The organism is Flavobacterium qiangtangense (genome assembly GCF_042658345.1).
GTDB classification, from domain to species: domain Bacteria; phylum Bacteroidota; class Bacteroidia; order Flavobacteriales; family Flavobacteriaceae; genus Flavobacterium; species Flavobacterium qiangtangense.
Window position 1 is genome coordinate 273,806 of record NZ_JBHSQB010000009.1, and the last position, 14,550, is coordinate 288,355.

A 14,550-nucleotide genomic window follows, 5' to 3' on the forward strand; every position below is an offset into this window, starting at 1 on the left:
TTAAAAAGTATCTTTGCAGGCAATCCCCGAAGGAATCAATAATGGACGCATCGTTAGAAATGTATGACAAGATGAAAAGGCTGAAGTGCTGTGTTATTATTCCTACGTTTAATAATCACAAAACTTTAAAAAGAGTTGTTGACGGCGTCTTGAATTACACGCAAGATATCATCATTGTCAACGATGGCTCTACCGATTCTACCTCGGAAATTCTTTCCAATTATACACAAATTACCCAAATTCATCTCGAAAAAAACAAAGGAAAGGGAAATGCCTTAAAATTTGGTTTTCGAAAAGCCAAAGAATTGGGTTTTGAACACGCCATTACAATTGATTCTGACGGACAGCATTTTCCCGAAGACATTCCAATTTTTATAGAATATTCAGAACAAGAAGGTGAAATTCTTTTAATCGGAAGCCGAAATATGGCCCAGGAAGGAGTTCCAAAAAAGAGCAGTTTTGGGAATAAATTTTCTAATTTTTGGTTATGGTTTGAAACAGGAAATAAGTTAGAAGACACGCAATCTGGCTTTCGTTTGTATCCGTTAAATAAAATTCCGAATCGTTTTTTTACCAATAAATTTGAGTTTGAGATTGAAATTATCGTGCGCTCGGCTTGGAACGGAACGCGTGTAAAAAATATCCCGATTCAGGTTTTATACGATATGTCAGAACGCGTTTCGCATTTCAGGCCGTTCAAAGATTTTACTAGAATCAGCATTTTAAACACGGTTTTGGTGACCATCGCCATTTTTTATATCAAGCCGAGAGACTTTTTTAGGAAGCTTAAAAAAAAAGGTTTTAAGAAATTTTTCCTTGAAAATATTTTAGAAAGTGAAGACAGCAAATTGATAAAATCGCTTTCCATCGCGCTCGGCGTTTTCATCGGAATTGCTCCTTTTTGGGGATTTCAAACGGTTTTGGTTTTGTTTTTAGCTTATATTTTTCGTCTAAACAAAGTCATTTCTTTTGCATTTTCGAACGTAAGCATTCCGCCGATGATTCCGCTTATCATTTTTGGCTCACTAAAAATTGGAGGTATTTTTATGGAAAATCCGCAAAATGTGTTCCCAAATTCATACACCGATTTTGATGAAATCAAGCAACATCTTACGCAGTATCTCATCGGAAGTTTTATCTTAGCATCGATTATGGCAGTGATTTTTGGAATTGCTGGCTATATTTTGATGACGATTTTAAGTTCCAATAAAAATAAACAAATCAGAAATGCATAAGTATTTCATCGCCATACATTTTTTCATCAGCAGAAACCGGTTGTTATCGGTTTTCTTCGCGTTTTTGGTGCTGGCTGTCTTCGGATTTTTCGCTTCAAAAATTAAATTTGAGGAAGATATTACCAAGTTAATTCCAAAAAGCGAACGTTCTGACGAAACCGCAAAAGTTTTGGGACAACTAAATTTTGCGGATAAAATTACCGTAATATTTAATGCAGAACGAGGCGCAACTTCCACCGATTTGACCGAAATGGCGACTGTTTTTTTAGACAGTTTGCAAAATTGTGATTCCTATATAAATTCGGTTCAAGGTCAAGTCGATGATGAAAATATTCAGGAAACTTTTGGCTTCGTTTATGAAAATCTTCCATTGTTTTTAGACGATGCCGATTATATAAAAATTCAAGAAAAGCTCAGAAATGACAGTATTGCCGAGACCGTTTCTGCAAATTATAGAAACATTATTTCACCAACCGGAATTGTAACCAAAGATTTCATTCTTCAAGACCCGCTCGGAATTTCGTTTATCGCTTTAAAAAAATTACAGCAATTAGGAAACAGTGATGATTTTATTTTGGAAGATGGTTTCATTTTGACCAAAGACAAAAAGAAATTACTGCTTTTTATCAACCCAAAACTTCCCGGAAGCGAAACGGAAAAAAACACGCTTTTTGTTGCTAAATTAAAGGCAATACAAGAAAATTTAAATACCAAATTTAAAGGAAAAACCAAGCTAGATTATTTTGGTTCCACGCTTATTGCCGTTGCAAATGCCGAACAAATCAAAAGCGATATTCAAACTACAGTAATCGTTTCGATGGGCGCGCTGATGCTGATTTTGTGCGTTTATTATCGAAAAATTTTCATCCCGATAATCATTTTTATTCCAACGATTTTCGGAGTTTTAGCTTCCTTGGCATTGCTTTATTTTGTAAAAGGAACAATTTCGGCAATTTCGTTGAGTATCGGCGCGGTTTTATTGGGCGTGACGATTGATTATTCGTTGCACATTCTCACGCATTACAAACACAACAGCGACATAAAATCGCTTTACAAAGACATCACGATGCCTTTGATAATGAGCAGTACGACTACTGCGGTGGCTTTTTTGTGCTTATTATTCGTGAAGTCAGAAGCGTTGCAAGATTTGGGAATTTTCGCTTCATCGAGCGTGGTATTAACTTCGCTGTTTTCGCTCTTGATTATCCCACATTTGTACACGCCAAAACCAGGCGAAAGCATTGAAAGAAAGACGGTTCTGGATAAAATGGCCGGTTTTGCATTTGAAAGAAATAAAATTTTGGTGATTTCAAGCATAGTCATAATTATCGTGAGTTTGTTTACCTACCAAAAAGTTGGTTTCAACAATGATATTTCGCAATTAAATTATGTCCCGACCGAGATTAAAAAGGCGGAAAGAGATTTAGAAACATCCACAAGTTTAACTTCGAAGTCGCTTTATGTGGCGGTTTATGGAAATTCCATCGATGAAGTTTTGCAGAAAAACGGAAGGCTGTACAAAGATTTGACCCAAGAAAAAAAGGAAGATAAAATCTTAAATTTTAGTTCTGTCGGAAGTTTATTGCTTTCAAAAACAGAACAGCAAAAGAAAATTGAAAAGTGGAACTCCTTTTGGGACCAAAATAAAAAGACAAATGTAACCAATGAATTAATTTCAGATGGACAAAAATTTGGGTTTAAGCCAACAGCTTATGAACCATTTTATAATCTTTTAAATAAAGATTTTGCCCAAGTTTCCCACCAAGAATTTTTGAAAATTAAAGCGTTGTCGCTTCAAGAATTTGTTACCGAAAAAAACGGTTTTTTCACGATTTCAACTTTGGTTAAAGTCAATGAAAAACAGCGAGAAGCTTTAGTTCAAAAACTTTCTAAAAACAAAGATTTGATTTTAATTGACCGTCAAAAGATGAATGAAACATTTTTAGGCGAATTAAAAAATGACTTTAATTTATTGGTCAATTATTCGTTTGTGGCGGTAGTTTTAATTCTATTTTTATTTTTCCGAAGAATCGAATTGGTCATCATAAGTTGCATTCCGATTGTAATTACAGGCCTTGTTACCGCTGGGATTATGGGTATTTTTGACATTCAATTGAATATTTTTAGCTTGATTGTTTGTACCTTGATTTTTGGTCATGGCGTTGATTTCAGTATTTTTATGACCAGCGCGTTACAGAAAGAATATTCCACCGGAAAAAACGAAATGGGAACTTACAGAACTTCTATTTTGCTGGCGGCGTTGACCACGATTTTAGCCATTGGAGCTTTGGTTTTTGCATCGCATCCGGCGTTGAAATCGATTTCAAGTGTTTCCTTAATCGGAGTTTTCGCGGCACTTTTAATTACGTTTATTTTCTATCCGATATTGTTCCGATTTTTTCTTTCTTCAAGAGTAAAAGCCGGAAAATCTCCGTTCGAATTTAGGACTTTGATTCATTCAACTTTGTCGTTTATTTATTATGGTTTAGGCGGATTTCTTCTTTCGATTTTGGGCGTTTTTTTTGTGAAATTTTTTCCGATAAAAAAGAAAACGAAGATGAAATTTTTTCATTATGTGATGTCAAAATTTATGAAATCGGTGCTTTATACGAATCCGTTTATCAAGAAAAAAATCATCAATACGCAACACGAAAAGTTTGAAAAACCGGCTGTAATTATAGCAAATCACACTTCGTTTTTAGACATTTTAGCTGTAGGAATGTTGAGTCCTAAGATTATTTTTTTGGTGAGCGACTGGGTTTATAATTCGCCAATCTTTGGAAAAGGCGTTCGCTTGGCAGGATTTTATCCGGTTTCACAAGGATTGGAGGGCGGTGTCGAACATCTTCGCGAGAAAGTGAACCAAGGATTTTCGCTGATGGTTTTTCCAGAAGGTTCGCGCTCGATAGACAATCACATCAAGCGTTTTCACAAAGGCGCGTTTTATTTGGCCGAACAATTTAATTTGGATATCGTTCCGGTTGTGATTCACGGAAATTCAGAAGTGCTTCCTAAAGGTGATTTTATCATCAACGACGGACCTTTGACGCTGAAAATATTGCCACGAATTACGCCAGAAAATAAAGAATTTGGAGAAAATTATGCAGAAAGAACCAAGAAATTAAGTGGTTTCTTTAAAGCTAATTTCCAACAAATGCGAACTGAGATTGAAGATGAAAACTACTTTAAGAAAATGATTCTTCATAGTTTTGCTTATAAAGAGACTGAAATTATTCAAGCCGTAAAATTAAACCTGAAATCAAATTTAGAAGTTTATTATAATTTAAATAAAGTCATTGATTCGAAGGCAAAAATTCTTAGAATTTCGAGTGATTACGGAGAATTAGACTTACTTTTAGGATTGCAAGAATCCCAACGAAAAGTAGATTCTTACATCGAAAACGAAGAAAAAAGAGCTATCGCCAAGACAAATTATATTGTAAAAAAACGTTCAATAAACTATTTAGATTCTTTAGAAGGTAAGGCTCTAAAATATGATTATTTGATAATTTCTTCGGAGGATAAATTGCTTTCAGAAGAAACGTTTTTCTCTAATTTCAACAAAATAATTGTTCTTGACATCGCAAATAAAACTTTCAAAATAAATTAATTATAATTGCATTTTCAACCAAAATAAAACGCTGTGAAAAAGGAATATGACGTAGTGATTATCGGAAGCGGGCTTGGTGGCCTGGTTTCGGCAATCCTGCTTGCGAAGGAAGGTTATAGCGTTTGTGTGCTCGAAAAGAACAATCAATTTGGCGGAAATCTCCAGACTTTTGTGCGTGATAAAACAATTTTTGATACGGGAATTCATTATATCGGCGGACTTGACGAAGGTCAAAATCTGAATAAATATTTCAAGTACATCGGGATTATGGATGACTTGAATTTGAAAAAAATGGACGAAGATGCGTATGACGTGATTTCGTTTGGAGACGATAAAATCGAATATCCGCACGCACAGGGTTATGAAAATTTCATTCAGCAATTGCTGAAATATTTCCCGGAAGATGAACCGTGTTTGCGACAATATTGCCGAGAAATTCAGGAAATATGCAATTCTTTTCCGCTCTATAATTTGAAGTTTGGAGGCGGTTACAACGAAGAAATTCTATCTAGAAACACAAATGATTTTTTAAACAGTTTGACTTGTAACGAAAAGTTAAAAGCGGTTTTGGCAGGCTCGAATTTTTTATATGCGGGAATCGAAGACAAAACACCTTTGTATGTTCATGCGCTATCGGTGAATTCTTATATTCAAAGTTCGTGGCGTTGCATTAATGGCGGCAGTCAAATTACAAAACAACTTATCAAACAGCTGAAAAAACATGGCGGTGAAGTCTATAAATACAAAGAAGTAAAAGGCTTTGGTTTTGAAGAAGGAAAGTTGGTTTCGGCCAAAATAAATCAAGACGAAGAAGTTTTTGGAAAACTGTTTATTTCGAATATTGAACCAAAGACGACGCTGAAAATGATTGGCGAAGAAAAGTTCAGAAAGCCTTTCTACAAAAGGGTTCAGAGCTTGGAAGGTGTTCCGTCTGCGTTCAGTATTTATATCGTTTTTAAGCCAGAAAGTTTCAAATATTTCAACCATAATTATTACCATTTCAATAAAAGTACCGAGGTTTGGAAAGCCAATGATTACACCGAAGAAACGTGGCCAAAAGCCTATATGGTTTCGATGAATATCGGCAAAAAGATGGAAGTTTGGGCTGAAAGTATGACCGCGATTACGTATATGAATTTTGACGAAGTCGAAGAATGGGCAAATACTAAAAATACGACTGCAGAAGAAATGGATAGAGGCGAATCGTACCAAGAATTTAAGGCCAGAAAGATTGAAAAATTCTTGAAAGCAATTGAAAAAAAATTCCCAGGAATCAGAGATTGCATTCGTTCAGTTCACGCGTCAACGCCGTTGTCTTATCGCGATTATATCGGCGGAGACCGAGGAAATTTATACGGTTACATCAAAGATTCAAACAATCCGATGAAGACTTTTATTACGCCAAAAACCAAGGTTGAAAATCTGTTTTTGACAGGCCAAAGTATCAATATGCACGGCGTTTTGGGCGTGACGATCGGTGCGGTTGTGACGTGTTCTGAAATCGTTGGGAAAGAATATTTGATTAATAAAATTAATGCCGAAGTCAGTTAGTTTTTAACTCTATTGCAATGAAGAAACTTTGTTTATTTCTACTTGTCGTCCTTTGTTCATGCGGTGTTAGAAAGTCCATCAAACATCTGCCACAAACCGAAGGTTACAATAATGAAATGCCGATTGTGACCAAACATTCCCCAACAAGTTTCAGCTATCAAGATAATTTTTTGTTCAAAAACCAGCAGAATAATCTGTGGGAAATGTATGTGGAAGGCGACGCGTTGCAACGCGGATTGATAATGGGAAGCTTGAGCGATTCATTGATTAAAAAGCAGGAAATCGTGTTTTTTGGGAAGATAAAACAGCTAGTTCCTTCAGATTTTAAATTGCGATTGTTGCGCCAGTTTTTGAAGGTTTACAATCGGAAATTATACAAAAATGTTTCGGAGGAATACCAAACAGAAATCTACGGACTTTCGCGATTTTCTTCCAGAGATTTTGATGATATTGCACCACCTTATTTGCGAACTTTATACCTTCACGGTGCGCACGACATTGGCCACGCGCTGAGCGATTTGTCGCTGGTTGGCTGTACTTCTTTTGCCGTTTGGAACCAAAAAACAGAGGATGGTTCGCTATTAATTGGAAGAAATCTAGACTTTTATGCCGGCGATGATTTTGCTGAAAACAAAGTCGTTTATTTTATAAAACCAGATTTGGGACATCCCTATATGTCGGTTTCTTGGCCGGGAATGATTGGCGTGGTTTCTGGAATGAATATGGAAGGTTTGACAGTGACGATAAACGCCGGGAAGTCAGATATTCCGTGGGTTGCCAAAACTCCGATTGCTATTTTGGCTCGGGAAATTTTGCAATATGCTAAGAATATTGACGAGGCGATTGCGATTGCCAAAAAGCGTGAAGTTTTTGTCTCGGAAAGCATTATGATTGGAAGCGCCAATGACGGAAAAGCCGTTTTATTGGAAGTTTCTCCGAATCATTTTGGAGTTTATGACGTCGCCAATTCTTCTGAATTAATTTGTGCCAATCATTTTCAGAGCGATACTTACAAAGACGACAAAAATAACAGCAAACATATCCTTGAAAGTCACTCGAAATACCGTTTTGACAGAATGGAAGAATTGCTTGAGGAAAGTGAAAAAGTAACTCCGGCGGAAGCAGTGAAAATCCTCCGGGACAAAAACGGATTGAAAGACAAATCGATTGGTTTTGGCAATGAAAAGGCGCTGAATCAACTTCTTGCACATCACGGAATTGTCTTCAAGCCTGAACAAAAATTAGTTTGGATTTCAGCAAATCCGTATCAATTAGGCGAATTTGTCTGCTATGACTTGAACAAAGTTTTTGGTTATGAAATCGAAAATAATTCAGAAAGTCGGGTGTTAAAAACGATGGCAGAAACCAAATTAAATATAGCTAAAGATGCTTTTTTAGATACAAAAGAATACGCCGATTATGAACAATTCCGAATCAAAAATCGGGAGTTTGATAAAGCTTTGAACGATAAAATAGAACTTTCAGAAGAATATATTTTGGAGTTTAAAAACTTGAATCCAGAACTTTGGGTGGTTTATTATAAAATCGGAAAATATTACCAAGAAAAAAAGCAGTTTCAGAAAGCTTCGGACAATTTTGAAACCGCATTGACAAAAGAAATTACTACATTGCCAGACCGAAAAGAAGTGGAAAAGCAGTTAAAGAAAGTAAAGCGTAAACTCGGATAATTCGATTTTTTGATAGTTCTATTTTCGAATTATCCAAGAATCTAAAAATCGACAATCTCAAATAAATGATATTCCCAGCAATAGAAAAAGCATCAAAAAACGAAATTAACAAGCTCCAGGAACAATTGCTTCAGGAAACTTTGCTTTATGTGAAATCGAATTCTGAGTATTACAAAGCGCTTTTTCTAGAGCAAAATATTGATGTGGATCTAATCAAAACCATCGCTGATTTACAACAGCTTCCGGTGACGACGAAAGATGATTTGCAGAAAAATAATGATGCTTTTTTATGTGTTCCAAAGCATAAAATTATCGATTATTGCACAACTTCAGGAACATTGGGCGACCCAGTGACTTTCGGCTTGACCGATAAAGACTTGGACCGATTGGCATATAACGAAGCAATTTCTTTTGATGTTGCAGGCGTAAAAGAAGGCGATGTCGTGCAATTGATGACCACAATTGATAGAAGATTTGTGGCAGGTTTGGCGTATTTTCTTGGCTTGAGAAAATTGGGCGTAGGCGTGATTCGCGTGGGTGCCGGAATTCCGCAATTGCAATGGGATTCTATCTTGAAATACCAGCCAAATTACTTGATTACGGTTCCTTCCTTTTTATTAAAACTGATTGAATTTGCCGAACAGCACAATATTGATTATAATAATTCTGGAATCAAAGGTGCGATTTGCATCGGAGAACCGCTACGGAATCAAGATTTTTCTCCGAATATTTTGGCCAAAAAAATTACGGACAAATGGAACATAAAGTTGTTTTCAACCTATGCTTCTACCGAAATGAGCACAGCTTTTACCGAATGCGAACATTCAAAAGGAGGTCATCATCATCCGGAATTAATTATTACCGAAATTCTCGACGAGCAAAATAATCCAGTAAAATCTGGCGAAAGTGGCGAGTTGACCATTACAACTTTAGGCGTAGAAGGAATGCCGTTAATTCGTTTTAAGACGGGCGATATTGTGCAACTTTACGAAGAACCGTGCGAATGCGGACGAACAACTTCCCGTGTCGGTCCCGTTTTAGGAAGAAAACAACAGATGATTAAATATAAGGGAACGACATTGTATCCGCCGGCGATGCACGATGTTTTGAACCATTTTGATGCAGTTGAAAATCATTTGATTGAAATTTCGATCAATGATTTGGGAACCGATGAAATCTTGATAAAAGTGGCTTCAGAAAAAGCTTCGGAAGAATTATTGCACGAAATAAAAGATTATTTCAGGGCAAAATTAAGAGTGACTCCAAAGATTGAATTTGCTTCAGTTGAAGAATTAAACAAATTAGTTTTTCCAGCAATGAGCAGAAAACCGATTCGTTTTTTTGATTTGAGATAAAAAAAAACGCTGGACTAGCCAGCGTTTTTAAAATTTACCATTTTATTATTGCTTAACAATTTTCAGATTTTTAGTTCCGTCTGAAGTTGTAACTTTTGCAATATAATTTCCTGTTTGCAAGCTTGAAAGATCCATCTTCGCCTCATTAGAATCAAAAGATTTTACCATTACTTGTTGCCCTACTAAGTTGTAAATAGTCACGTTAGTAATAGCATCTGTATAGGTAATATTAAGCATGTCTTTTACAGGATTTGGGTGAGCGCTTAACTTAGCTAAGTTAAAATCCCCTACTGACAACGTTGCCGTTATAGAAATATCATCTACATACAAAAATGCTTGATCGGGAACTGATGTGTTGTGGAACCCAACATAATAAACTCCGGTAGTTGGCGGTGTGAAAGTTGAAGTTGAAGACTGAAAAGGGCTTGCAATTGCGCTGTTAATCCCAGCTAAAGTCACAATTGGAGCAGAAGTCATTGCGGCAGCATTTGCAGCGGTTCCAAATTTTACTTCAAGATTTTCAACATAAGTTGGTCCATCAGAAGATTTATAATTAAAAGTAAGCGTATAAGAAGTTCCTGCGGTCAAATTAAGGCCTGCTGTGTAGAACCAGTCATCGCCCGGAGCTGTCGCATCCCAATTATAGCGGATACTTTTCGTTCCAGTTGAGGCCGTACTAGTCGTTCCAGTAAAGATTGACCAAGTTGTAGCGCCATTTACATTTTCTATTGTGATACATGCTCCATCTTGCACAGTCTCAAATCCCATTGTATAAGGAATATCAACGATTGGATTAGTGCAAACAGGTGGCGTACCACATTTGAATATTCTGCTTCTAATAGTATCTGATCCCACACAAGAAGCATTATCATGCGAGTAAAATCTAACCGTTCCGGTTACTGTCGAAACCCAAGTCAATGGACCAACGCCTGATGTGTAGGCAGTGGTTCCACCTGAATTGCTAATGGTTATGAAGTCGGTAGCAATGCTCGTGCGGAATACATAGGTTTGTCCTGTTGTGACACTAACGTTCGAATATTCATTGTTGTAAGCTAAAGTGGTGATGGTATTGTCAGTAGTTCCATCACAAACAGCAGTAGCAAAAGTAGCTGTTGGATATAAACCATTTGTGGCTGTCAAGCACTGCCCGTTCATTGATGAAGCGCCCAAAATACTCAAGGCAACAATCATTTTTCTGTAGTTAAGTAGTTTTTTCATCATAATTAAATATTTAAAATTTATCCTAAATTAGTAATTTTTAACTTACATTGCTTAATTTTAATGTTAAAATTGTTGTGTTAAATTAATTAGAACTGAATAATTTACAAATAATGAATCCTTTTGTGAATTTCTGCAATCTCTTTCTCAATCTTCCTGACTGTTGTGAATAATTTTTTCTGAACATCTTTACTCCAAAAACGCAAAACAATCCAGCCTTTTGAAGCGAGATAATTATTGACAATTACATCTCTTTCTTGATTTCTTTCAATTTTATTGATCCAATACTCTTTGTTGGAATCCAATCGCTTCTTGACATTTTCCCAGTCTTTTCCGTGGAAGAATTCACCGTCCACGAAAACAGCAATTTTATATTTTTTGAAGGACAAATCGGGAGTTCCAAAAATGGTTTTGTCATGTTTTCGATAGCGGTAGCCACGTTTCCATAAAGCTTTTGCCAAACGAACTTCTTCCTTGGTGTCCTTACTTTTTATGGCGCGCATGATTTTGCTTCGCTTCTCTTTTGAAAATACGTCCATTGATTTGGGGAATTTTGATGGTTTTATAAAGTTAGCGAAAGCACATTTTAAAGCGCGTTAAAGTCTCGTGAAATTCTGTAAATTGTTCGACATCGGTTACTAATAAATTCTTAATTGTTTTAAAGGCACGCGCTTTTTCACTATATTTATAACAACCAACCAACACAAACACAATGAAAATCTACATTAAATATGATATTAATGTGGCTTGTCGCACGATTGTTCAAGAGCAATTGGCAAAGCTCGGAATTGAGTATGATTTGCAAGATTTAGGAGAAATCCAAATTCCGAATGGTATTCCTCCGGAGGTATTTGCTCAATTGCAAGAGAATTTAAAACGTTATGGTATTGATATTTTAAATGACCAAAAAAGCCAGTTAATACAAAGGATAAAAAATACAATTATTGAAATGATTAATCAGGATAAGCTTCCGGCTTCGAAAATTTCATTGTATTTGGCCGAAAAAATGAATATGAATTACAGCTATATTTCAACGCTTTTTTCAGAGTTTACGCATAGTTCCATTGAAAATTATATCATTCTCCAGAAGATTGAGCGCGCCAAAAAGTTACTGCTTCAAGAGCTTTCACTAACAGAGATTTCATATATGCTGAATTACAGCAGTGTTGCCCATCTTTCGGGACAATTTAAGAAAACAACCGGACTTTCTCCATCGGTTTTCAAGAAAATTATTGACGGTAGAAAAAGACGAGTTTATACTACATAAACAAATATACATATGATTGAAGAAGAAAAAATGCACATCATCTTGGCTGATGATGATGAAGACGACCGCAATGTTTTTAAGCAGGCAATTGAAGAATTGGGCTTAAATATCGATTTAACAATTTATAAAAGTGGCGATGAGCTGCTTGACTATTTGTATGAACCAGCCACGGTTGAATTACCTCATATTCTGTTTTTAGATTTGAATATGTTGTGCACAAAATATGATGACTGTTTGAAAGACATCCGCAAAAATGCTAAGTTTCAGGATATGTCGATTGCCATTTATTCTACTTCCACATCTGAAAAAGACATTCAGGAAACATTTATCGGCGGCGCAAATATTTATATCAACAAGCCAAATGATTTTGAAGTTTTGAAGAAATCATTGCGCGAAGTTTTAAAAATCAACTGGCAATTTCACACTTCGGGATTGAGCAAGGACACTTTTTTATTTAGTATTTAGTTCCAAAAAAAAGCAGGTCACGAATGCACTAATTTTCCAACTTAAAAAGGAAAGACAATTAGTAGATTCGTGGCTTTTTCGTTATATTTTCTTAAAAAATCTTTTGAATTTTGTTCGAGCTACTTGCGAAGGATAACTTCTCTTGGAAGTCAAATTATTAAAAATCAGGGCGATTACCAATAAAATCAAAGCTCCTGAAAGCACCGGAGAAATTACATAGAAATAACCCAAATTCTTGATTTCAGCCGAACCCGTTACCGCAATCAGAGCCGTTGCGCCACCTGGCGGATGCAAGGTTTTGGTAATCTGCATAAAAACAATCGACAGCGAAACGGCCAATGGCGCCGCAACCCAAATTAAATCTGGAAGCAGTTTTTGGATCGTAACTCCGATAATGGCCGAAACCAAATGGCCTCCGACTAAATTCCGTGGCTGTGCCAACGGACTCTGGATAACGCCATACACCAACACGCACGAAGCTCCGAATGATCCGATTAAAAAGACCAAATCTGATTCAGGGAGCAATTTGTATTCTAAAAAAGTAATGATTCCCAAGCCAATAAAAGATCCGATGAATGCCCAAAAGTGTTCGGTAAAATCGACTAATGTTTCTTTGTACAAAACATATTTGGTCTTGCGGTACGTTCGCTTGATTTTCTTGATTGGCATTAGGCTGTCGCTTTTTCCTGGTAGGTATAAACGGTGTATGAACAGAAACGTTCTGCCGTAAATTTAGAAACAAAACAAACGATCAAAATAGGGAAGAAGAGCGTGTAATCTCCCACCAAACCGCACACTAAAAATAAAGCCGTGAACGGAGCGCTGATGCTTGCAGACAACATTGCTGCCATCCCAATGATCATAAAATTCAGCGGAATTACCTCAGCGTTAGCAAATTTATTCAAAAGCAAAGCAGTCAACAACCCGATGAAGGCGCCGATGAAAATGCTCGGTGCAAAAACACCGCCATCACCGCCGGCAGAAAGTGTTACCGAAGTAATAATTGGTTTCAAGATTATCACGGCGAGCAACGTCATGAAAATTGAAAGCGTTGGGATTATCGAACTCGACGTGGCAATATTTTGTTTGATGGCGTGATAACCGTCGCCAAAGAGCTGTGGAAAAAACGCAATGCTGATTCCGATGATGGCCGAACCGATGATTACTCTGTGGTATTTGGTTTTGATTGTGGCAAATTTTTTCTTGAAAAACAAAACGGTCTTGGTCAAATAAACCGAATTCAAGCCCGTAATAACGCCCAATAAAATAAAATATGGGATGGCGTGCCAGTGCCAAGTTTGGATATTGGTGGCAAACAACGCGGTTTCATGCAAGAAAAAAGACAAGGCCGTTGCCACGCCAATTGCGATGAATGTAGCGATTAAAAATACCTTTGAAATTTTCTTCGAAAGCACTTCATATACGAACAGAAATCCCGCCATTGGGCTGGTGAAAAGTGCTGCGATTCCGGCGGCTGTTCCGGCACAAATCAGTTCTTTTTTATATTTCTTCAAGAATTTTTCCTTCGAATGTGCGATTGATCCGATAGCGGCGGAAGAAACTACGGTAGAAACCTCGATTCCGGTAGAACCTCCAAAAATTACGGTTAAAAATCCGTTTAAATAATGCGACGGAATTTTATATGCCGGAAGCGCCTTGTTGGTTTTTAAGCTTTCAAAAACTTCCTTGATGCCTTTGTTTTCTTTATTCTTGAACAGGTATTTTCTTAAGATATAAATTATGGAAAGTCCGATGAAAGGCAAAATCAAGAATAAAAGCCAGTTGTTTTCGGCCTTGCCAAAAAAGACATCTTCATAATGTTCTGTGATGTGTTTTAAGGAAATGGCCAGCATTGCAGCTAAAAAACCAATGACCGCAGAGGCGATGATCAAGGTTTGCCATTGCAATCTGGTTAGCTTTTTTTTGCGGGAGGTGAAGTCAGACATTTTATAAAGTTTGAAGAAATACAAAGTTACCGATAAAAAGAGGAAGGGTAAAATGTGGGGAGAAATTAAAGAAAGTTTAACGTTAAAGTATCCCAGAATACCATTTTTTAAAAACAATTTCCAAATCTTACAATATTATCTCCGATTCATATAAGAATTTCCAGACATCTTCGGCTATCTTTATTGTATTAATTTTCACTAATCTCAAATTATCA

11 protein-coding genes are annotated in these 14,550 nt (G+C 36.6%); 7 read left to right on the forward strand and 4 right to left on the reverse strand.

All coding sequences use genetic code 11. From position 1 onward, the window contains the following. Window positions 1-41: 41 nt before the first annotated feature. The 5 genes from ACFPVY_RS13095 (at window position 42) to flxY (ending at window position 9,439) form a co-directional block, all read left to right on the forward strand. Entirely contained in the window at window positions 42-1,235 is a 1,194-nt protein-coding gene (locus ACFPVY_RS13095) for a DUF2062 domain-containing protein (RefSeq protein ID WP_379792545.1), read from the forward strand. Further along, complete coding sequence (locus ACFPVY_RS13100) at window positions 1,228-4,845, forward strand: 1-acyl-sn-glycerol-3-phosphate acyltransferase (RefSeq protein WP_379792547.1); 3,618 nt, start codon at window positions 1,228-1,230, stop codon at window positions 4,843-4,845. Before ACFPVY_RS13095 ends, ACFPVY_RS13100 begins: the two co-directional genes overlap by 8 nt. Before the next feature lie 33 nt (window positions 4,846-4,878). Beyond that, window positions 4,879-6,396: a phytoene desaturase family protein gene (locus ACFPVY_RS13105; protein ID WP_379792548.1), complete on the forward strand. Its 1,518-nt coding sequence runs from the start codon at window positions 4,879-4,881 to the stop codon at window positions 6,394-6,396. 17 nt (window positions 6,397-6,413) lie between these two features. Beyond that, window positions 6,414-8,084 (forward strand): C45 family autoproteolytic acyltransferase/hydolase, encoded by a 1,671-nt coding sequence (locus ACFPVY_RS13110; protein WP_379792549.1) that lies wholly within the window; start codon window positions 6,414-6,416, stop codon window positions 8,082-8,084. Between the two features lie 68 nt (window positions 8,085-8,152). Beyond that, a complete protein-coding gene (gene flxY / locus ACFPVY_RS13115; RefSeq protein ID WP_379792708.1) occupies window positions 8,153-9,439 on the forward strand; it encodes a flexirubin biosynthesis putative acyl-CoA ligase FlxY in 1,287 nt (428 codons plus the stop codon). A 45-nt stretch (window positions 9,440-9,484) separates the two neighbouring features. On the opposite strand, the gene ACFPVY_RS13120 is transcribed toward flxY, so the two are convergent. Both ACFPVY_RS13120 and ACFPVY_RS13125 read right to left on the reverse strand, forming a co-directional pair. Continuing rightward, a complete protein-coding gene (locus ACFPVY_RS13120; protein ID WP_379792550.1) occupies window positions 9,485-10,660 on the reverse strand; it encodes a T9SS type A sorting domain-containing protein in 1,176 nt (391 codons plus the stop codon). Window positions 10,661-10,761: 101 nt separating this feature from the next. Beyond that, window positions 10,762-11,196: a very short patch repair endonuclease gene (locus tag ACFPVY_RS13125; protein WP_379792551.1), complete on the reverse strand. Its 435-nt coding sequence runs from the start codon at window positions 11,194-11,196 to the stop codon at window positions 10,762-10,764. A 173-nt stretch (window positions 11,197-11,369) separates the two neighbouring features. On the opposite strand from ACFPVY_RS13125, the gene ACFPVY_RS13130 reads away from it, so the two are divergent. Further along, the gene (locus ACFPVY_RS13130) at window positions 11,370-11,924 is read left to right on the forward strand and encodes a helix-turn-helix domain-containing protein (protein WP_379792552.1); all 555 of its coding nucleotides are present in this window, start codon (window positions 11,370-11,372) and stop codon (window positions 11,922-11,924) included. Window positions 11,925-11,936: 12 nt separating this feature from the next. Then, the gene (locus ACFPVY_RS13135) at window positions 11,937-12,389 is read left to right on the forward strand and encodes a response regulator (protein ID WP_379792553.1); all 453 of its coding nucleotides are present in this window, start codon (window positions 11,937-11,939) and stop codon (window positions 12,387-12,389) included. An 81-nt stretch (window positions 12,390-12,470) separates the two neighbouring features. Here the strand turns inward: ACFPVY_RS13135 and ACFPVY_RS13140 are convergent, their stop codons facing one another. Both ACFPVY_RS13140 and ACFPVY_RS13145 read right to left on the reverse strand, forming a co-directional pair. Then, window positions 12,471-13,058: an HPP family protein gene (locus ACFPVY_RS13140; RefSeq protein ID WP_379792554.1), complete on the reverse strand. Its 588-nt coding sequence runs from the start codon at window positions 13,056-13,058 to the stop codon at window positions 12,471-12,473. Next, the gene (locus ACFPVY_RS13145) at window positions 13,058-14,335 is read right to left on the reverse strand and encodes a chloride channel protein (RefSeq protein WP_379792555.1); all 1,278 of its coding nucleotides are present in this window, start codon (window positions 14,333-14,335) and stop codon (window positions 13,058-13,060) included. Before ACFPVY_RS13145 ends, ACFPVY_RS13140 begins: the two co-directional genes overlap by 1 nt. Window positions 14,336-14,550 lie beyond the last annotated feature (215 nt).